Source organism: Psychrobacter nivimaris (assembly GCF_043419765.1).
GTDB lineage: Bacteria > Pseudomonadota > Gammaproteobacteria > Pseudomonadales > Moraxellaceae > Psychrobacter.
Genome location: NZ_JBHOFX010000003.1, coordinates 35,951 through 56,532, shown reverse-complemented (window position 1 = coordinate 56,532; position 20,582 = coordinate 35,951). Strand labels below are relative to the sequence as shown.

The window sequence follows — 20,582 nt, the reverse complement described above, 5'->3', positions numbered from 1 at the left end:
AAATAACTAGAAGAGGGGAATAAAAAACTACTAATAATGCGAATTCTATAATTCGGGTGCCGATGACCAGTCAGCGATAAACTCTTGATGTCGCGGACTACCGTCAGCTTGGGTATACTTTGCCAGATAATCATAGCTCTGCTGCTGCCAAGCATCAAAATCTTGTGAAGACAATTGTCCTGTTAGACGCAACCAGCGTAAATAAATAAGCCAAGTATTCATAACATCAGACTCACAGTATATAGATAGGGCCTGCCAGTCACCGCTACTAACAAGCGCGCCGACCATGCTGCCATCTACATCAGTTTTACCGGGCAATCCGTACAGACTTGCGACGATATCCATGGCTTCGCGGCGACTAGCACCGTACTGGCTAAACCGATCCATCAAGTCTAGATGACGTGTATGAAAACGATTAACATAGTTATCAAAGCGCATGTTTTTAACACGCTCGCCTTCTTCGAACAGCCAGAGTGCTGACAAATCATATTGCATGGCACGATATATCAGTACAGGTATGTCAAAGCCTGAGCCATTCCAGCTAATAAGTTGCGGCAATGTCTCAATGTCGTTAAATGCTCTAAAGAGTTTGGCTAGGATTTCTTTTTCACTAAATTTATCGGCAGTCAAAGAAAATAGCGATAACTTACCATCTTTGATATACAGAGCTGAAATACAGACGATACGCTGTAGTGGCAAGCGCATAAAGTCGTGCCCTGCCTCTTGTGTACGTATCGCTGTCAGCGCGCTTAACGCATCTGCATCGTTAAGATCGGCCAGTTGCGGATAGATACGGCGTGCTGCATCGACATCGGCGACAGTCTCGATATCAAAAACCAATATAGGGTCGGATGGTAGCGCTTGTGACATAGATAATCCTGACTATTTATGAGCTTATAGTTAATTCATTATAAAAGAATGACAGCGCTAACCTTGCTTGAAGTATTACATCTGAACTTGGCCGCTTTTCACTTCTTTTAAATTAACAATACTAAATGGTATTTCTTATGCATTAATTCACTTCTGCGCTGTTATCCGTATTACTATCGTCAACGTTATATAAACCCGTTGATAAATAACGATCGCCACGATCGCAGACAATAAAAGCAATAACAGCATTAGGATTTTCTTTTGCTACTTGGGTCGCTGCCCATGCAGCTGCACCCGAAGATACTCCAGCAAAAACACCTTCAGTTTTCGCCAATTTACGCATATATACTTCGGCAATACGCTGATCGATATCCATCACTTCATCAATCAAATCTGCATCAAAAATACCTGGCATATAAGCCGCTGGCCAACGGCGAATACCAGCAATCGAAGCTTCTTCGTCAGGCTGTAGGCCAATGATTTTGACGTCTGGATTTTGCTCTTTTAGGTAGCGTGACACACCGGTAATCGTACCTGTCGTGCCCATCGAGCTAATAAAATGCGTAATTTTACCTTCTGTCTGTGCCCATAGCTCAGGGCCTGTAGTCAGGTAATGTGCTTGACTATTATCAGGATTATTAAACTGATCCAATACAACCCCTTTGCCATCTGCTTGCATCTGCAATGCCAAATCGCGTGCAGCTTCCATACCTTCGTCTACTTCAATCAGCGTTGCGCCATAAGCGATCATGGCATCTTTACGCTCTTGGGTAGAGTTGGTTGGCATCAGTAACGTTATCGGGTAGCCACGCATCGCAGCGACCATGGCTAATGCAATACCAGTATTGCCACTAGTGGCTTCAATCAACATATCACCAGGCTTGATATCACCGCGCTGTTCTGCTTGATAAATCATATTAAAAGCAGGACGATCTTTTACAGAACCCGCTGGATTATTGCCTTCAAGCTTAGCTAGTACTGTGGCACCATTGGCAATGTGCTCTTGCTCAGGCAGGCGTTGAAGTTTCACCAATGGCGTTTGACCAACGCAATCAGCGAGGGTAGTGATTTGAGTAATGAAGTTAGCATTTGACATGGCCGTAGTGGACATAAAGTATCCTTTTCTATTTTTTAAATATGTTTTTAATGGCTTGTTTTTGATGGAAGCGCTGTTTTTATTGTTTGATCATAATTTTAGACAGTCGCTTGGGTTATAGGTTTACGGTGATAAGCGAGCTAAAAACGAAAGGCATTAGAGTGCGCTCTCATATGTTATGACTATGAGCGATATATTGTGGTAAATAAAAAGTGGCTTTATTATATCATTTTGTTTTCAGCTGCGCTTATCGCATCAAAGATTAATAGTCACTGTATCAGGTCAATGTCAATATTACGTTGAGGGTTGCAAAAGTAGAGTTGATAGCTTAAAGCCATATTCTCTTTAACACAGAGTGGTTGGCACTTTAATTATAACGTTGTTCATCCCATGGAATGCCTAACCAGAGCCTAGAGAATCCTGTTAAGATAATCTTGAGCTGTATAGTAGTTGCCTCGTCAAAATCAGTTAATTTATTAACGATTAATAGCTTCATTAAAAATAGCGCCTTACCCAGATGCTCTGATATGACGCGCTGCAAGTGACACGAACACTGACATTATCACAAAAATTCACGGCAAGAACCTTAGTAGAGAGTAGACCTAGCATGGCATATAAAAAACGTTTCGATACCAGTAGTGCTTATGGTCAGCTGATCATACTGGTGTTTTTGCCTATCTGTGTGTTGGCAGCAGTAGGCGGCATCTTGGTATTTCACGAAACCATGCGTGCAAGCGACTCTGAGCAAGAAGTATTGGCCGAAGCGGTACTTATTCGCTATACACCAGTCATAGCTGAACTGATTCCTGAGCTGCTAGAACAAGAGCGCCAGCAAGTAGGGAGTAGTGCTGAGAGGACCCAACAAGCGGCGATGACGACGCTAGAGGGTATCCAAGATAAGCTTGGACGTATGCAGTCTGAGCAGCATGTACAGCGCATTGCTATTATTAATGAAGGCAACCAAATACTGGCAACAGTCGGCTATGGTCTCAATGAAGAGTGGCCGTTGATCAGTGATTCTGCCAGTTTTTTGTCACAACGACCAACGCCTGTAGGCACAGCGTATGGCAGTGTATTGGGAGAGTTTGAAGGGCAGACATTGTGGTTGCTCGTTGATATGGATAATGAGCCGCTCTACATTGCACGCTACCGTATTGCGATGGCGTTAGTGATTACTGGTTTATTTACTATCCTGATTCTACTACTGAGCCTAAATATCTATTCGAAACGTTGGATTGCTCCCATTTATGAGCTGCGTTTGCAGTTGCAACGTACCCATGTTGATAATTTATACCAACCTGTACCCGTTGAGTCAGATGGCGAACTGAATCTATTACAGCAAGATCTAGTCAGAACATTACGCCGCTTACATAGAAGCTTTCAAGAGCTCAAAGATCATGCCGAGCAAACTGAGGATGATTTACGGTTGGCATTTGATGAGATGGAGATGCAAAACATCTCTATTCGAAATGCACGTGATGCAGCGATTTCAACCAGCCAAGCAAAATCTGCGTTTTTAGCCAATATCAGTCATGAACTGCGTACACCATTGAACAGTATCGATGGTTTTATTAATTTGCTGGCACGTCATGGCGAGCTTAATCCTGAGCAGGACTTGTATGTACAGACCATACGTAAGTCCTCAGCACACTTGCTCGCTTTGGTAAATGATGTCTTAGATTTTTCTAAAATTGAGGCAGGTAAGCTAGTACTGGATCGTCATGAATTTGACCTCTATGACACCATTTACGATGTGGTCGATATGCTATCTCCTGTCTCTGCGGAGAAGGGTTTACGCATGGCGGTACTGTTTTACAATGATGTGCCGATGCGCATCAACGGCGATGCGTTACGTCTTAAGCAAGTATTGACCAATATCGTTGGTAATGCCATTAAGTTTACGGATAGTGGTGATGTGGTGGTGCGTGTGAGCTTAGATGACCACCGAGATAACTATCTGATGATTAGCGTGCAAGATAGCGGAAAAGGCATTTCTCTGGCAGATCAAAAAATGCTGTTCCAAAGCTTTAGCCAAGGCGATCCATCAATCACGCGTCAGTATGGTGGTACAGGGTTGGGTCTGGTCATCTCCAAACAGTTGACGCGCTTGATGGGCGGTGATATTGGATTTCATGATAATGCTCAAGAAAATATTGCCAACCAAGGTGCGACGTTTTGGTTTCGCATGCCGGCCCATGTCGATGTGCTAGAGGCAGCCACTGGTCAAACGATTGAATTACCAGTATTAGCGCCACTGGCAAGCGAGACCGATGAGTTTAACGTGTTGGTTTGGATTAATCATATTGCTTCGATACAAGTACTAAAGGCTAGCTTGCAGTATTTACCAATTAAGTTGACTCAAGCAAACTCATTACCGGGTGTACTGGAGTCACTAAAAGAGCACGGTAACTATTGGGATTGGGTCATCGTTGATGATGACACGCAAGACGATATGATGGCGCTTCTTAAGCAAATTCGTCTGCATTATCAAGGTAAGCTTGCTGTATTCGGCTACCAAGTGGCGGCCGATCAAGCACTACTCAACCGCTATCATGCCAACATACTGTATGAGCCATTAGACAAAAGGCAGCTGTACGCGATGCTTGATACGCAAAGCCGTAGTACGCCGCAAAGCCTGCAGGAACCACGCTGGAAAGGGGTCACGGTACTGGCAGTTGACGACCATTTGCCTAATTTACTAGTACTTGATGCTCTATTGAGCGAGCTAGGGATTCAGGTAGTTACTGCGAGCAGTGGGTTTGATGCTATCGAAATTATCAGTAAACAACAAACCAAAAACATCAAAACTGCCAAGAGCGATAAGCAAAGCCTCTCGAATAAAACGCAACTCTCTAAAGCAGAAACACGTGATGAGATAAATAAGAAAACAAATAGCGCGTTCTATCATGAGGACACGAGCGCTGATGATAAAGCGGCTACTCAAGACAAAGACAACATTGATTTGATATTTATGGATATTCAAATGCCGCGTATGTCAGGTCATGAGGCGGCTAAGCAGATTCGAAATATCGAAAATTCGGATAGTCGTATCCCTATTATTGCTCTGACAGCTCATGGGTTGGCAGATGAACGTGACAAACTTATAGCCAGCGGTATCAATGACTATGTCGGCAAACCTATTAGTCAACCGCAGTTATTACAGGTGCTACAGAAATGGCTTGGTCGTAAGAGTACGACACCACAATTGACCGCGTTGCCTGATACAGATTTACAGAGTTTTGGCTTACAGCATCCTGACTTGCAGGGTAATAATTTACAAGGTGCTAGCGTACAGGGCTCCGACTCATCAGAGGCTGAACTAACTGCTATAGACTCGCTGCGCGGTTACTCAATCAATGATAATGATTTATCGAACGACTTGCTTTCTAATAATATAAATGGGCAAGAGACTCAAGCCAGTTCAGGTATATCTTCAGATACATTAACCGCTACTTATCCAATAATAAGAGGAGATGGGGTAGATCGTAACAGCACTTCTGTCAGTAGCGAGCCGAAAATTACCCGTCCATTATCCCTGAAAAAAATCCGTGATGATTATTTGCGCGATAGTCAGCCTCGTGAAGGCTATAGACGAGATACTGCGCGTGATATTCAGCCGCGCTATGAAAGCTTGCGTCTACAAAAACAAGGTCAGTCGCCACTACTACAATCACCAACAAAATCTATCGACAACTCTCAAGATAAAAGCCCTCAAGACCAAAGCTTTCAAGATAGAACAGCTCACGATAATACGACTTTACACGAGCAAATCAATAATGACCTTAGTAACAATAATATAAGCAAAAGTGATACCTCAAATATTTTAGATTGGCAAGATGCGCTCACTCGTTCAGCGAACAAACCTGAATTGGCGGCCAAGCTTATTATCATGATGATCGATACTATCAATGATGAAAAACAGGCGCTTATTCAGGCATGGGAAGCTCATGACCGCAATATGCTGGCACAAATTGCCCATCGTATATTGGGCGGTAGTCGATATACGGGTGTACCACAATTGCGTCAGGCTAGCCAAGATTTAGAAGATAAGTGCTTGCTGAATGTACAGCATACGACACCTGTGCAATTTGCAATGATTGAGCCTTATTATGAGGCATTATTAACGGCGCTAGACAACCTGCAAAAGGTAGATTTATCATCTTATCCGCAGCTTAATTATCATCGCTTAAGCGAAAATGACATGACGTGGAAAATGATATAAGTTGAGGGTAAGGCAAAACAGACAAAATCATTCAGGTTCAGAGAGCGATAGGTAATCTTGTTAGATTTGCTTATCGCTATTAGCTAGGTGCTCTGTATCTGCTGTATATGAAATTGACTATAGTATCGTGGCAGTCAGTTATTACTACGGTACAACAAAGACAAGCCTGCTAATATTGTGAATATTAGAACCATATTTGTTTTATTCATTAATAAGGATTGTTATGAACGCGATTGCAAGTTACCAGTATGAGACCTTACAAGTTAGTATTACAGACAACATACTAACGGTTACCTTAAATCGTCCACATAAAAAAAATGCCATGAGTTTTCAGGTAATCAATGAGCTGATTAAGCTGGCAGGTCGCATTAGCAAGGACAGAACCATACGCGCGGTCATTCTAAATGGGGCAGAGGGGACGTTTTGTGCAGGTATTGATTTAGGAGACTTAAATCATCCAAAAAACACAGCATTTGCGCTTTGGGAATTAATTAAACCATGGCAAAGTGCGTTCCAACGAGTATGTTTGGTATGGCGTGATCTGCCAGTACCCGTCATAGCAGTATTGGAAGGGTATTGTATCGGCGCTGGGTTACAGTTGGCGTTGGCTTGTGACGTACGTATCAGCCATCCTGATTGTCAGTTATCTATTATGGAAGCTAAGTGGGGTTTAGTGCCAGATATGGGACTGACCCAATCAGCATTTGGAGTTCTACGAGAAGATACTCTAAAAGAACTCGCCATGAGCGCTCGTATCATCGATGCTAATGAAGGCAAAGAGTTAGGCTTGATTAGCCATTGTAGTGAAGCACCTCTTGAACAAGCACAAAAACTTGCTGCCGAGTTTGCAGAGCGCTCTCCTGACGCGGTGCTAGCAAGCAAACGCGTGATAAATGCGATGTATGATCAACCTGCCAAGACTTTATATAAAGAAAAAGCATGGCAGCTTAAAATGATGCTTGGTCGTAATCGTAAGCTTGCTCTCAGAAAAGCAAAGCAGGCCAGCACCTTATTTGCCAAACGCCAATTCCGCTAAATTTTTGCTATCAGTAAATTTTCTAGTGCTATTTTCGTTAGATTCATTCTAATAAAAGAAATTGCTACCTAAAAAAGCCAGACATATTTTGATAAATTATTTTAACAGGTTTAATTGTTAGCGGTTGTTTCGCTATTATTTTACAGCCATTGAAATGCAAGCAGATAGCACGATATAGCATTGTCTGCTTGCACCGATGTGGGTAAAGATGCACTATTGTTGTTAAAGGTATCTATTTTGATTACTGGATAAGCCAGTAAAATGACGAAAGCCTACCTAATAACACGTGCAAGCAATTTAACGTCGAAAAATAAAATATCAAAAATAATAGCCACTATATAAAACGGTCTAAATATGTCTGCTTCAAAACCCTCCCTTCCAAACAAACCTATCGCTTCTGAGCGAGTGCGCTCTGCTGATTTGCCTGTTGCATGGATTATGATGCTTGGGCTGATGGTTGCGGTGGGCCCATTATCAATTGATATGTATCTGCCGGCACTGCCATCGATGGCCGATGATTTCGGTGTCTCAACGGCTTTTATGGCCAACTCTGTCCCTGCATACTTTTTAGGTTTGGTATTTGGGCAACTATTTTACGGACCCTTCAGTGATCGTGTTGGCCGTGTCAAACCCTTATATATAGGTATGACGTTATACGTTATCGCTTCTATCCTTTGTGCGACCACTGACAATGAGTACGTACTGTTTGCAGGCCGTACTTTACAAGCATTGGGCGCGTGCGTCGGTGCAGTAGTTACTCGTGCCGCAATTCGAGATCGCCTCACTGCCAAACAAACGGCAAAAGCTTTTTCCATCATGATTTTAGTGATGGGCTTAGCACCTATATTGGCACCATCGCTTGGCGCGCTATTCTTACAATTTTTTGATTGGCACTCTATCTTTTGGTTTTTAGCTGCATTTGGTGCTCTAAACTTGCTACTTACTAAGTTTTTCTTTTTTGAAACTTTGACTGAAGAAAATCGCAATGTACGCCCTGCAAGAGAAGTGCTCAGTCAATATTGGGACTTATTAAAAGACCCGACTTTTAATTACCCAGCAATTGGTGGCGGATTGTTAATGGGAGCGATGTTTGTCTATATCAGCTCGGCTTCAGAGCTAATCATGGATACTTATGGCGTCTCAGCGACACATTTCGCTTGGTTGTTCGGAATGAATGCGGCTGGTTTTGTAGGTTTGACTCAGTTAAACCAATGGCTTATCAATCGCTTTCGAATACTAAGTATTTTGCGATTCGGGGCGATGATGCAGGTTATCTCTGCGGGTTTGCTATTTGTGATTGGCTTACTTTTAGGGACAGATGCTTGGTTGCCGCTGGTGTTGGCTTGTATCTTCTTTTGTATCGCAGGATTGGGTCTGACTCAACCTAATGCTTCTGCAATTGCGCTCGCTTTTCAAAAACGTCGTGCTGGTATGGCAAGTGCATTACAAGGCTCGCTAATGTTTTCAGTCGGTATCTTTGGTGGTTTGTTATTGAACCTGTTTCCAGTCAATCCAGTCCTCAAGGTTGGTATTGCCCTGTTCTCACTAATGAGTCTCGGTTCCTTCCTGATTTGGAAAATTGATCGTAATCTCAATTTGGATGATGCAGAGTAAAAGCATCTCTGTTTTAAGTTAGCTGTATTTTAAAAAGCACTTATACGTTCACAGCGTATGAGTGCTTTTTTGTACGCTTTATTTATTTTTTTCAGAGCAAAATTAAATTTTATAGGCACCTTATATAATGGAATTTATTGATTATAAACGAGTATATGTTGTTCAAAAGTATATGCATACTTTGCTATATATAACTAATCGTAGATAATGACCAAACATAATTATTGCAATCATAAAATTAGACAAGTATTATCTAACGTAACTTTCTGTAAGCAAATATGTATAGACATTACTTAACATTGCTAGATTGTCATTCACTAAGATGTAAAACAACGTTAGGTTTCAAGGATAGATTATGATGCAGTTATATCGAGCGTTACCAATTCTATTGAGTGTTGGCCTATTTGGCTGTGGCAACTCTTCTACTCAAGAAAATGCAAGCGCAACAGTAACGGAAAACACAGATAGCTTTGTGAGCAAGCTGCCTGCTTCGGCGCCAACCATAAAGGTGGCCACAACAGGTACGATGCCACCGTTCTCGTTTCAAGATGATTATGGGAATATGCAAGGTATTGATATTGATTCAATCCGTGCTATCGGTGAAGAACAAGGCTTCAAAGTCGAGTTCTACAAGGAAACTTGGCAGAACATGTTTGACACAGTAGAGTCTGGTGGACGTGATCTAGCAATCTCAGGTATCTCTTACAAAGATGACCGCGCTGTAAAATATGGCCTTTCTACTCCTTATTTCTTTAATCCATCTGCAGTCATGTACAAAAATGCTGACCTAAAAATAAATCGCTTAGATGATTTGCAAGGCATGCATGTTGCGGCAATGGAAGGCTCAAAGCAAGATGATCAGCTCAGAGCGATGGGTAAATATAGCCAAATGACGACTCGAAGCACAGCTTATCTATTATTTGAAGATTTGATGCAGGACAAGGTCGATGTCATTCTGCATGACTTACCTATTTTACAGTTTACGGCAAAAAACCATCCAGAGTATGACGTCACTATCGTCTCTTATGAGGGTGAAGACAATCCATCAGCCCAGCAGGTTATTCTGATGGCGAAAGGGAATAATGACTTAATTCGTAAAGTGGATGAAGGTATTGCAAAGCTCAAACAAAAAGGAACGTTTAAAGAGATTGAGAATCGTTGGTTGGGCGCAGCAGAGACTGCTGAAGAAAGTGATTCTGATACTAATACTAAGCAAGTGAACTAAGGAATTCTGAAGATGGCAACCGTACCTAATGTCGACAATAAGCGCTATCAAGGTCTGATTATTTCAATTGCACTATTTTTATCTCTAATCGGTGCTTTGCTAGCGTTCACGTTTTATACCTCAAACTTATTAGAAAGAAACACCGCTTTAATTGACCAAACCAACCAAGTGGCAAACAGTGCACAGGCGGTAATTAAAGATCTTTTCGACTTGGACAGCAGTTATGGTGAGGATACTAAGTCTCCACACATACAACGAGCATTAAGTCGTTTAGAGCAAAACACAACGTTGATTACCAACTCTATTGCAGCGATTGAGCAAGGTGGCACGATCACAGATGAAGAAGGTAATAGTTACGATTTACCAAAAATTGATAGCAACGCACAAACCAACATCGCCGCTGCCAATGAGCAATGGAAAGCGCTAGAGCCCAAAATTCAAGCATACTTAAAAGATGCTGATAACGTTATGGTGCCTTCTGCTGATGAATTGACGCAGGCCGTTGAGCAGGCTAAAACATCAAGTTTGTTTATTAACGATTCTTTAGATAGTCTGACAAAAGATGTATTTAATAGTGCAGAACGTCAAGCAACTACCATTCGTCTTATTCAGGTACTTGGTGTTGCCGCTATCTTTACCTACTTCCTAATCTTCGTATTCTTCTTTGTACGTCGTCTACGTGAGACGGATGCTGAAGCACTTGCCGCTCGCCAAGAAACGCAAGAAATTATGGAAACAGTAAACACGGGTCTTTTCCTACTTGATAAGGACTTGAATATTGGTCAACAGCATTCTCGAGCGTTGAACAATATCATCGGCTCTGATAGCTTAGCAGGGGAAAACTTTACCAATGTCTTACGCGGTCGTATTTCTGATAAAGACCTCAAGACCACACAGCAATTCATTGAGCAGCTCTATAACCCTCGCGTTAAAGAAAAGCTGGTAGATTCACTTAATCCATTAAATAAAGTCATGCTGCATAATTTGTCTGAAGACAAAAATCTTGATAACCGCTTCTTAGATTTTAAATTCTCACGTGTTTATGACAATAAAGACATTGCCCGTATCTTGGTCAACGTGAATGATGTATCAGATGCAGTCTACTTAGAACAGCGCCTAGAAAAAGAGCGTTCGCAAAACGATATGCAGATTGAGATGTTAACGACTATCTTGAATGTAAATCCAAAGATTATTAATGAGTTTATTGGTAATACCCAAGCGCATATCGAGAAGATGAATAACATCTTGAAAAATCCTGGTAGCTCACAATATGAGCTTGAAGGTAAATTGAAAGCTATTTATCGTGAAATGCACAGCTTAAAAGGTGAAGCATCAGCACTAAAACTACACAGCTTTACGAAGATTGCTTCTGATGCTGAAGACAAGTTGCATGCATTGCAAAACCAAGGTCAGTTGTCTGGTAATGACTTCTTACCATTGGCAGTACATTTGGATGACTTACTCAGCTTATCGAACACGATTGCGACGTTGGGTGAGCGTATCAACCGCTCAGCACCGACAGCAGCTAAGTCGTCAACCGTACAAGCACCAGTCGCTACTCAAAATCCAGTAGCAGACCATACAGCTGGCAATGCTGACTTCGATGGTGGGCTAGATATCGACTTAGACAATGAAGCAGATGACGATTTATTGTCTTTTTATAATGAATTTACAAAAGAAATTGCTGCAAGACAGGGCAAGCAAGTACAGCTAAAAAGTACGACGCTAACCCAAACCAGCATTCCGGCAAATCTGGCAAAGCCAATCAAAGAAATCAGTATTCAGTTGCTGCGTAATGCGGTAGTCCATGGTATCGAGTCGCCAAGTGTGCGTCATGCTACTGGCAAAACTGACGTTGGGACCATTGATTTGGAAGTGCAAGACAACGGTTCAAACTTTATGCTGGTTGTTCAAGACGACGGACAAGGTATCAACTACGACAGCATCCGTAATAAACTGATTCAAGAAGGTCGTTTCAGTACGGAAGAGGCAAATCAGCTTAGCAAAGGTGACTTGCTCAAACAGCTGTTCTCTTCTGGATTCTCTACCAAAGAGCACTCAGATGAAGATGGTGGCCGCGGTGTTGGACTTGATATCATTAAAGCAAAAGTAAAAGAGTATGATGGCAAGCTTAACGTAAATAGCGATCTGGGTCAGATGACACGGTTTGTCATTACTTTACCTAAAGCTTAATCAAAATAGTAATTATATTGTCAGGGACGACAAGCACTTCATTAAAGGTAGTAGATAAGTTATGCATAAGTTAATGATTGTTGATGATTCAAATATTATTAGAAACCGTATTCAGCGCGCATACGATTCAGGAAAGTTCATGTTGGTTGCGACAGCGACCAGCGGTGTTCAAGCCATCGAAAAGTTCAATGTTCATCGCCCTGATGTGATCACCATGGATCTAACCATGCCACAAATGGATGGGCTAGAATGTATTGAAAAAATCATCGCGATTGATCCTGAAGTACGCATTTTAGTGGTATCAGCGTTATCGGACAAAGCCACCGGCATCGAAGCACTGTCGCTAGGTGCTAGCGGATTTTTGTGCAAGCCTTTTTCGGAAGAGGAGCTTGTAGAGTCTTTGTATGAGCTGATGCAAGACTAATACCATTCATCGACCAAAGCAGATGTCATTATGAAAGAGCAAAAGCTACAGATTTTTTTAAGTATTATTAGTAATTATTTTGACCAGTTTGGGGGAGAAGAGCTTATTGCCGATACCCCTTACTTACTAGAGAACAAACAGCCAAAAGTCCACGATTATACGGGCGTGATTGGTATATCTGGTGGCCAAAAAGGCGTGGTATATTTTTCGGCGACGCGTGAATTGCTGTCTTCAATCTTAGATAGCATGGGCGAAACCGATAAAAGTGAAGAGAACTATGTAGATCTGGCTGGGGAAGTGGCTAATACCATCGCAGGCAATGCACGTAAAGAGTTTGGCTCAGAGTTTCATATCTCTGTACCATTTGTGTTCAAAGGTGCGCCACAAAGTATTGTGTTGCCGAACGATGAGCGTTCTTTTATCATCCCCATCACTTGGCATTCTCAAGTAGGCGAGATTGTGGTTTGTTTGCAAGATTAATGCTGCCACGTAATACAGATGGATATTAATATATTATGGTTAAAGTAGAAAAATTGGGTGTGTTTCTAAGCTCGATCAATGCGTTTTTTGCGCAAATCGATGGCTCGGAAGTGTCAATTGATACCCCTTACTTGAACAACAACAAAAGTGCGATTGGCTTTGATTATAGCGGTGTCATTAAGATATCAGGGCCTTTAGAGGGCTGCGTCTATGTCAGTGCACCAAGCGTGATGTTGCGAGAAGTCATCAAAGTGATGGGCGAGCCTGACTCTTCAATCACCATGATGAAAGATTTGTTGGGTGAAATGGCCAATACAATCTCAGGTAACGCTCGGACAGAATTTGGTTCAGAGTTTATTATCTCTCCGCCGCACATTGTAGAGAGTGCGCCAAGCGTGTCTTATTTGCCTAAAGATCGTCAAAGTTACATCACACCATTTACGTGGCGTGGTTACAAGGCGGTCATTGGTATTTGCATTGCATAAGCTATAGTCAATCACTCTGTAAACGAGTGATAACTATAAAAGAGTGACGGCAGTAACCCTGCTTGAAAAATAGCGATTAAAAAGACAATCATGAAAAAAGCGATGCAAATGTGTCGCTTTTTTTTGTTTTATTATCGCCATATTTTGTTTTTATCTTATTGATACGCTACACACAAACTGCTGGAGATTCCAAGACGTTATGTGATAAAATACAGCGCAGCTATTTTTTATAATTCACTTTATAGTTTAGATTTGGGCATTTGCTTCAATCTAGCGATAGCTTCTTTTTTTAAACCAACCAATGACACACACATCATGGCAAAAAATTGCTGGGTGTTTGGCGACTTGATTAATTTGTGATCTGTTAGTGCTTTACTAATGAAAACTAACCGGTAGCAGATGCGTGTCGCTAAATAGGCTGTTTTTGTGATGTGGAGGCATAACCCAACCAATAGGATATATTCTCATGGCTACAAAGAATCCAACCAAAATCGAAATGCGCGACTTACTACAAGCAGGCGCTCACTTTGGTCACCAAACACGTTTTTGGAACCCAAAAATGGGTCCATACATCTTTGGCGCACGTAACAAAATCCATATCATCAACTTAGAGCACACCGTAAAAGCGTTCAACGAAGCGTTGACTTACGTAAACGGCCTAGCTGCTAAGAAAAACAAAGTATTATTTGTTGGTACTAAACGCGCTGCAAGCGGTATCGTACGTGAGCAAGCAGCTCGCGCTGGCATGCCATACGTTGACCATCGCTGGTTAGGTGGTATGTTGACTAACTGGAAAACTCTACGCCAGTCAATCAACCGTCTAAAAGAGCTAGAAAAGCAAGCAGAAGACGGTACTTTCGCTAAGCTAACTAAGCGTGAAGCGCTAGAGCGTACTCGCGATATGGAAAAACTTGAGCGTTCACTAGGTGGTATCAAAGACATGGGCGGCCTACCTGACGCTATCTTCGTAGTAGACGTAGATCACGAAGCTATCGCTATTAAAGAAGCCAAGAACTTGGGTATCCCAGTTATCGGTATCGTTGATACTAACTCTAGCCCAGACAACGTTGATTACATCATCCCAGCTAACGATGATGCTATCCGTGCTGTGACTTTGTATGTAACTTCTATGGCTGATGCTATCATCGCTGGTAAAGAATACGCACAAACTCAAGCTGGTGGTAAAGCTGAGCAAGCACCTGCTGCAACTGAAGAAGCGCCAGCTGCAGAAGAAGCTGCTGAAACTCCAGCAGAATAAGTAGCTGACTTAAAAAGTTTAACTTTGTAAGGATGTCTTGATAATGTATCTATCAGCATCCATATAATGTTTTGAACAGCGTATAAGCTCATAATAGGCATGATGTAGTTTTACTCGTCATGCCTTGTTATTGAATAAAGCCTTATTAATAACGCCATGGGTATAAGCGAGTAGCTATTGGGCGAGTATTATCGTTCCTACTGGTCATATCGCTATATTGTACAGATGTTATTTGTTTGACATCATTGATGGCTATATTAGTAATCGTTCAAGACGAGCTGTCTGCTAGATTTTAAGTAATAGCAAGATATCGAATAGAAATACAGCACTCCTATACATAACTATACTAAGGTGACTCTTATGACAGAAGTAAAAGTATCTGCCAAAATGGTAAAAGAATTGCGTGACCGTACTGGTCTTGGCATGATGGAATGTAAAAAAGCGTTAGAAGAATCAAATGGTGATGTTGAAGTTGCCATTGATAACCTACGTAAATCTGGTCAAGCTAAAGCAGCTAAAAAAGCGGGTAACATCGCAGCTGACGGCGCTATCATCATCGCTCAAGGCGAAAACAAAGCATTCTTGTTAGAAGTTAACTGCCAGACTGACTTCGTTGCAAAAGATGACAGCTTCACTGCATTTGCAGAAAAAGTTGCTAACCTTGCACTAGAAAACAACGTAACTGACGTTGCTGCTATCTCTGAATTGTCTTATGGCGAAGGTCAGACTGTTGAAGAAGCACGTGTATCTCTAGTACAGAAAATCGGTGAAAACATCCAGATTCGCCGTGTTGAAACACTTGAAGGTGCTAACATTGCTGCATACCGTCATGGTCTACGTATCGGTGTAGTTGTATCTTATGAAGGTGGCGACGCTGATACTGGTAAAAACCTTGCTATGCATATCGCTGCATTCAACCCTGTTGCTGTAGATGACGAAGATGTTGCTGCTGATGTATTGGCACGCGAAAAAGACATCATCGAAGCAAAAGCTCGTGAGTCTGGCAAGCCTGACAACATCGTTGAAAAAATGATCGAAGGTGGCCTACGTAAGTACCTAGACGAAGTAACTTTACTACGTCAGCCATATGTTATGGACAACGATAAGAAAGTTGGCGAAGTCCTAAAAGCTGAAGGCGTAAAAGTACTTGGCTTCAAACGTCTAGAAGTTGGTGAAGGCATCGAGAAGAAGCAAGAAGACTTCGCTGCTGAAGTTGCTGCAACTCAGGCTGCTAACAAGTAAGTATCAAATAGTGTTGGACTAGGCTGTGAGTCCTTAATTGTGGCTCACAGTTTGGCTTTATTATTCTTAATGCATCAAGATATAAAGCATCCAGACATAAAAAAGCCCATTAATTCGTTAATGGGCTTTTTTATGTCTGACTTTTAGATAACTGGCTTAGCGTAAAGCAGCATAGGCTGAGTGGGCATAGCTAGCACTATTCACATTGCTGCTGGTGCCATAACTGACATTTTGTAAGCCATTACTTGTACTGGTGCTACTGGTTTGATTGTTAGCACTGATACTTGCACCAAACAGTCCTGCATCGTTCTTATACAAGCTATGATAACGGCTCATCACTCTTTGAACATAGTTACGTGTTTCTTTGAATGGAGGGATGCCACCGTATTTATCGACATTGCCTTCGCCCGCATTGTAGCCTGCGACAGCATGTTCGACATTATTGTTGAAGCGGCGCATGAGCCATGCAATATATTTGGCTGATCCTTCGATATTATCTGCAGGGTTCCAAGGATTGCTGACATTGAAACGGCGCGCAGTTGCTGGCATCAACTGCATCAGGCCTTGTGCGCCCACTGGTGAGCGTGCGTTTGGATTAAAAGCTGATTCAGTATGCATCATCGCTTTCATTAGGGCAGGGTCCACACCGTTGCGCTCAGCGGACGCACGAATGTAGCTGTCGTAAGAGTTGCGACTTCCGCTGTTGCTAGCGGCACTGCTACCATAGCTATCGCTGCTTCCGTCATACATCTTAGAGTCTTTATAATAAGTTACTTTTACTTTTTTCGTAAACTTATCAAAATTTCCACTAGGATTGACGTTGGTCAATAATACTTGTCCACCTTTGTCTTTGTAGATATACATATTGCCTGCATTGGCAGCGACAGAAAAGGTCGAAAGAGCAATGGCACTTAGTAAAACGGGAGATAAGTAGCGAGTCATTAAGGTAGCCGTATTTATCATAGTAAAATCACTTTTTATCGAATAACAGCAAATTGTTTTGCCTACATATGCATTGATTTAGGCGCTTAAGCGGTTACTGATTTTGCAGAATTATTTAGCCTACTGTGAGGACAGCAGCTGAGCAATTATCACTTTCAATAAGGAACCACTTGCAATAGATACAAAAAATAATAGTTGCTTACTATAACATATAATAACTTTTTGGCGCATCAGATTGACAAACTAAGTTGTAAAATCAGATTTTCATTGTTAAATAATCTTAGATAAATCAATATGCTAACTTTTCTAGGTCACTTAATGAGCCATTTTTAGTGGGTTTTTCGAGTTAATAAATTTAGACAAATAAATTGTCTCAATTTTTTAAGAAATAATAATGACATTTGAATAGTCGAGGTGATTTTCAATCTGAAATTAACAGTAGATAAGCCTATTAATGGTTAAATTCTTAAAAATATAAGAATAGTTTAGGTAGGGTTCTAGTTACGACTAGATACCGATAGCACTGATAAAGATAGGCACCCAAACCGCGGTAACTAACCCGTTCACTGCCAAGCCAAATGCAGCATAACGTCCGGCTGTGTGACTGATTTGCCATGCCTCTACTGTACCAAACGCGTGAGCCGCTAACCCCAGTGCTAGACCTTTAGCACGGTCGTCATTGATACCGAGGAACAAAAATCGCGCGACCGTACCACCTATCAATCCTGAGACGATGATAATTAGGTTAGCCATTGCCAATGGTGCTTTGATTAAATCTGCCACGCTCAAGCCAATCGGCGTCGTTACAGAACGGGTAGCGAAAGCCAATAGGGTCTCATGACTGAGCGAAAATAAATAGGCCAGTGACATAGGCAATAATGCGCCAACGACGCTAGCAATAGCGACGATTAAAGTGAGTTTTTTGACTGGTAAGCCTTTAAAGTTCATCGCCGCCAGTGGCACAGCCAAGAGTACTGTCACATATCCTAACAAATGATCAAATACAGGTTTTGCCGCGCTGTAATAGTTGTTGTAATCCCACTGCAGTACAAATAGGAAAACAAGTACTAGGACAAGTGCGGTAATGACCATCGGTAGCCAGGACAACTTACGTGCCAATACACGTGCAATTACGTGTGCTGCTAATGTCAATAATATTGCGGCTAGGGTTGCCATAAATACACTGTCAAAAGTCATAATATCTCTCCGCAGCTCACGGCTGTCCCTTTTGCTCAGTGGTAGTCGTACTATCAGTGTTTGCAGCATGATTGAGCCAGCGATTGGCCAGTAATGCCAGTCCCCACAATGGTATGAGCGTACTAACGATCATTGTTATCATCACACCCAATAGCTCATCTCCTAGAGCAAATAGCAACAAGCCTGCACCAGCAGAAACTGGTAAGAAGGCAAAACCACTATCGACTAGTAAAGTATTACTGGCCTGTGTGAGCCAGCTCGGCAACCCTTTAAGCAGTCGCCACGCCATCAAAATGACAAACATCGCAACCAAACCGACAATATTGGCCGCTTTTTCGATGCCTGCCATTTGACAGAGAACAACCGCCGTTTCTCGAACAACGATGACCATGGTCAACGTTAGAATTAACGCAAGCCATAGTGGGAGATGGGGAGAGTGAGCAGACTTCATAAGCAATTCTGGCCAAGTCAGATATAAATGAATGGTATATAAAACAAAGTAAGTGATCACACCAAGAACACAACGTAGAAAATGATGCTATAAATACTGATAGTAGCAATGATTCACTTTTAAAGTATTAACGCTATCTATCAATATTTGTTGAATGTATAACAGGCGATTATATAGAGAGTGGAGCAACTAATAAAGCCTATGCACCGTGACTGGTCATATCCAAAAAAAATAGACGATATCAATGGATATCGTCTATTCTATTTTATCTTACTATATAAGGGTTTGTGGTCGAACAGTATGAATCAAAAGTTCATTCAATTACTGCCGCAAATGACTCACTTTAACAATAGTTTTTGTTCTAAAGAAATAACGATTATTTTTCTGAATCAGCCGTTTCTGAGTGTAATGCATCAAACTCGTCAAATGCTTTTTCCTCAGCCTCTGTCATGGTTGGCTCTTCAACGTCATCAACCTTCTCAAACTCTTCAAGTACCGGCATCAGTAGTGTTGCTTGTGCCAGCGGCAACACATCGATAGGTTTTAAGTTGGCTTGACCGAGTAGCTGTCTTAAGCGGTCACTTGGCAAACGAATCGTCAGACATTCACGACCTGTATCGTCGTAGCTTTCTTCTTCAATAACACCCAATTCATATAGAGTGTTTTTGAACTGTCCAGCATCATACGGCAAGGTCAAATCAAACGTCGTCAGTTTACCCGTCAGCAGTTGCTGTACGGCAAGCGTTAGCTCTTCCATGCCGAGGTTCTGTCTAGAAGAGACATAGACGCGGTTTGGCTGACCTTCGCTAGCATAGCCGACATGTGCAGGCTCTTCAGTCAAATCTATCTTGTTGTAGACATTGAGCACAGGTACATCGTTATCAATTTCTGCCAATACTTCTTTGACCGCCTGTATCTGCTCGTGCATATCTTCGCTAGAGGAGTCAATGACATGTAATAATAAGTCTGCTTCTAGCGTCTCTTCTAGCGTTGCATGAAAAGACTCAACCAACTCATGAGGCAGATGACGGACAAAACCAACCGTATCGACTAAGACGACACGACCAACTCCCTGCCAGTCTAAACGGCGTAGAGTAGGATCTAGCGTCGCAAATAGTTTGTCAGCAGCGTAGATGTTCTCATCAACCAAACGATTGAACAAAGTAGATTTGCCCGCATTGGTATAGCCGACCAATGAGATGGTCGGTACGTCTGATTTCTGTCTACGGGCGCGACCTTGCGCACGGGTCTGACGGACTTTTTCTAGTTTGCTCTTTAGCTGATTGACGCGAGTCTGTAGTAGACGGCGATCGGTCTCAAGCTGAGTCTCACCAGGTCCACGCAGACCAATACCACCTTTTTGACGTTCCAAATGCGTCCAACCACGTACCAGACGTGTTGATAGATGGTTAAGCTGAGCCAGCTCTACTTGCAGCTTACCTTCGTAGGTACGGGCACGCTGCGCAAAAATATCCAAAATCAAACCAGTACGATCCAACACGCGGCACTTCACTAGCGCTTCGATATTACGCTCTTGTGATGGCGACAGGCTGTGGTTAAACAGTACGATGTCGGCTTCGTGTTCGCGCACTAGTTCTGCGATTTCTTCTGCTTTTCCGCTACCAACGAAGTATTTGGCGTCAGGGCGCGAGCGTGATCCAGTGACCAGTGCCAAACGATCGGCACCTGCTGAATCAGCTAACAGCTCAAATTCACTAAGATCATCAGGATCTTGAATTTGGCGGATGTCTAAATGTACTAAAATGGCGCGTTCGCCACCTTCATGTCTTTCAAAATAATCCAAAGAGTATCACCTATTTAATAAAGTAAATGTCTCGCTATGATCA

Annotated in this window: 16 protein-coding genes; 10 read left to right on the top strand and 6 right to left on the bottom strand. The window is 42.2% G+C overall.

What is annotated here, in order from left to right; all coding sequences use genetic code 11:
• Positions 1-45 precede the first annotated feature (45 nt).
• Both ACHEVO_RS07010 and cysM read right to left on the bottom strand, forming a co-directional pair.
• The gene (locus ACHEVO_RS07010) at positions 46-870 is read right to left on the bottom strand and encodes a 3'-5' exonuclease (protein WP_394124426.1); all 825 of its coding nucleotides are present in this window, start codon (positions 868-870) and stop codon (positions 46-48) included.
• Between the two features lie 142 nt (positions 871-1,012).
• Positions 1,013-1,966, bottom strand: a complete 954-nt coding sequence (cysM, locus tag ACHEVO_RS07005; RefSeq protein ID WP_449301507.1) for a cysteine synthase CysM — start codon at positions 1,964-1,966, stop codon at positions 1,013-1,015.
• 607 nt (positions 1,967-2,573) lie between these two features.
• On the opposite strand from cysM, the gene ACHEVO_RS07000 reads away from it, so the two are divergent.
• The 10 genes from ACHEVO_RS07000 (at position 2,574) to tsf (ending at position 16,145) form a co-directional block, all read left to right on the top strand.
• On the top strand, positions 2,574-6,188 hold the full coding sequence (locus tag ACHEVO_RS07000; protein WP_394124424.1) for an ATP-binding protein: 3,615 nt from the start codon (positions 2,574-2,576) through the stop codon (positions 6,186-6,188).
• A gap of 223 nt (positions 6,189-6,411) precedes the next feature.
• A complete protein-coding gene (locus ACHEVO_RS06995; RefSeq protein WP_394124423.1) occupies positions 6,412-7,224 on the top strand; it encodes a crotonase/enoyl-CoA hydratase family protein in 813 nt (270 codons plus the stop codon).
• Between the two features lie 354 nt (positions 7,225-7,578).
• Positions 7,579-8,838: a multidrug effflux MFS transporter gene (locus tag ACHEVO_RS06990; protein ID WP_394124422.1), complete on the top strand. Its 1,260-nt coding sequence runs from the start codon at positions 7,579-7,581 to the stop codon at positions 8,836-8,838.
• A 355-nt stretch (positions 8,839-9,193) separates the two neighbouring features.
• Complete coding sequence (locus ACHEVO_RS06985) at positions 9,194-10,063, top strand: substrate-binding periplasmic protein (protein WP_296209709.1); 870 nt, start codon at positions 9,194-9,196, stop codon at positions 10,061-10,063.
• A gap of 12 nt (positions 10,064-10,075) precedes the next feature.
• Complete coding sequence (locus ACHEVO_RS06980) at positions 10,076-12,256, top strand: ATP-binding protein (protein ID WP_394124421.1); 2,181 nt, start codon at positions 10,076-10,078, stop codon at positions 12,254-12,256.
• A gap of 61 nt (positions 12,257-12,317) precedes the next feature.
• Positions 12,318-12,680 (top strand): response regulator, encoded by a 363-nt coding sequence (locus ACHEVO_RS06975; protein ID WP_057758425.1) that lies wholly within the window; start codon positions 12,318-12,320, stop codon positions 12,678-12,680.
• Between the two features lie 30 nt (positions 12,681-12,710).
• Complete coding sequence (locus tag ACHEVO_RS06970) at positions 12,711-13,160, top strand: chemotaxis protein CheX (RefSeq protein ID WP_201607363.1); 450 nt, start codon at positions 12,711-12,713, stop codon at positions 13,158-13,160.
• Between the two features lie 35 nt (positions 13,161-13,195).
• Positions 13,196-13,645 (top strand): chemotaxis protein CheX, encoded by a 450-nt coding sequence (locus ACHEVO_RS06965; protein WP_057758429.1) that lies wholly within the window; start codon positions 13,196-13,198, stop codon positions 13,643-13,645.
• Between the two features lie 466 nt (positions 13,646-14,111).
• Positions 14,112-14,903, top strand: coding sequence for a 30S ribosomal protein S2 (rpsB, locus tag ACHEVO_RS06960; RefSeq protein ID WP_394124420.1), 792 nt, complete (start codon positions 14,112-14,114; stop codon positions 14,901-14,903).
• A gap of 360 nt (positions 14,904-15,263) precedes the next feature.
• Positions 15,264-16,145 (top strand): translation elongation factor Ts, encoded by an 882-nt coding sequence (gene tsf / locus ACHEVO_RS06955; RefSeq protein ID WP_114701165.1) that lies wholly within the window; start codon positions 15,264-15,266, stop codon positions 16,143-16,145.
• A gap of 156 nt (positions 16,146-16,301) precedes the next feature.
• Here tsf and ACHEVO_RS06950 read toward each other — a convergent pair whose 3' ends face one another.
• The 4 genes from ACHEVO_RS06950 to hflX all read right to left on the bottom strand — a co-directional run bounded on the left by ACHEVO_RS06950 (position 16,302) and on the right by hflX (position 20,539).
• Positions 16,302-17,108, bottom strand: coding sequence for a lytic transglycosylase domain-containing protein (locus ACHEVO_RS06950; RefSeq protein ID WP_394124419.1), 807 nt, complete (start codon positions 17,106-17,108; stop codon positions 16,302-16,304).
• Positions 17,109-17,594: 486 nt separating this feature from the next.
• Positions 17,595-18,284, bottom strand: coding sequence for an LrgB family protein (locus ACHEVO_RS06945; protein ID WP_394124418.1), 690 nt, complete (start codon positions 18,282-18,284; stop codon positions 17,595-17,597).
• A 16-nt stretch (positions 18,285-18,300) separates the two neighbouring features.
• Positions 18,301-18,735 carry a CidA/LrgA family protein gene (locus ACHEVO_RS06940; RefSeq protein WP_160021507.1) on the bottom strand — a complete coding sequence of 145 codons (435 nt, stop codon included), beginning with the start codon at positions 18,733-18,735 and terminating at the stop codon, positions 18,301-18,303.
• 376 nt (positions 18,736-19,111) lie between these two features.
• A complete protein-coding gene (gene hflX, locus ACHEVO_RS06935) occupies positions 19,112-20,539 on the bottom strand; it encodes a ribosome rescue GTPase HflX (protein ID WP_394124417.1) in 1,428 nt (475 codons plus the stop codon).
• Positions 20,540-20,582: the final 43 nt, after the last annotated feature.

Bases quoted from the DNA above. Each gene is read 5' to 3' on its own strand.
- cysM (WP_449301507.1), bottom strand. From the start codon at position 1,966: ATGTCAAATGCTAACTTCATTACTCAAATCACTACCCTCGCTGATTGC.
- ACHEVO_RS06980 (WP_394124421.1), top strand. From the start codon at position 10,076: ATGGCAACCGTACCTAATGTCGACAATAAGCGCTATCAAGGTCTGATT.
- ACHEVO_RS06995 (WP_394124423.1), top strand. From the start codon at position 6,412: ATGAACGCGATTGCAAGTTACCAGTATGAGACCTTACAAGTTAGTATT.
- ACHEVO_RS06940 (WP_160021507.1), bottom strand. From the start codon at position 18,735: ATGAAGTCTGCTCACTCTCCCCATCTCCCACTATGGCTTGCGTTAATT.
- ACHEVO_RS06985 (WP_296209709.1), top strand. From the start codon at position 9,194: ATGATGCAGTTATATCGAGCGTTACCAATTCTATTGAGTGTTGGCCTA.
- ACHEVO_RS07000 (WP_394124424.1), top strand. From the start codon at position 2,574: ATGGCATATAAAAAACGTTTCGATACCAGTAGTGCTTATGGTCAGCTG.
- ACHEVO_RS06970 (WP_201607363.1), top strand. From the start codon at position 12,711: ATGAAAGAGCAAAAGCTACAGATTTTTTTAAGTATTATTAGTAATTAT.
- rpsB (WP_394124420.1), top strand. From the start codon at position 14,112: ATGGCTACAAAGAATCCAACCAAAATCGAAATGCGCGACTTACTACAA.
- ACHEVO_RS06950 (WP_394124419.1), bottom strand. From the start codon at position 17,108: ATGATAAATACGGCTACCTTAATGACTCGCTACTTATCTCCCGTTTTA.
- tsf (WP_114701165.1), top strand. From the start codon at position 15,264: ATGACAGAAGTAAAAGTATCTGCCAAAATGGTAAAAGAATTGCGTGAC.
- ACHEVO_RS06945 (WP_394124418.1), bottom strand. From the start codon at position 18,284: ATGACTTTTGACAGTGTATTTATGGCAACCCTAGCCGCAATATTATTG.
- ACHEVO_RS07010 (WP_394124426.1), bottom strand. From the start codon at position 870: ATGTCACAAGCGCTACCATCCGACCCTATATTGGTTTTTGATATCGAG.
- ACHEVO_RS06990 (WP_394124422.1), top strand. From the start codon at position 7,579: ATGTCTGCTTCAAAACCCTCCCTTCCAAACAAACCTATCGCTTCTGAG.
- ACHEVO_RS06975 (WP_057758425.1), top strand. From the start codon at position 12,318: ATGCATAAGTTAATGATTGTTGATGATTCAAATATTATTAGAAACCGT.
- ACHEVO_RS06965 (WP_057758429.1), top strand. From the start codon at position 13,196: ATGGTTAAAGTAGAAAAATTGGGTGTGTTTCTAAGCTCGATCAATGCG.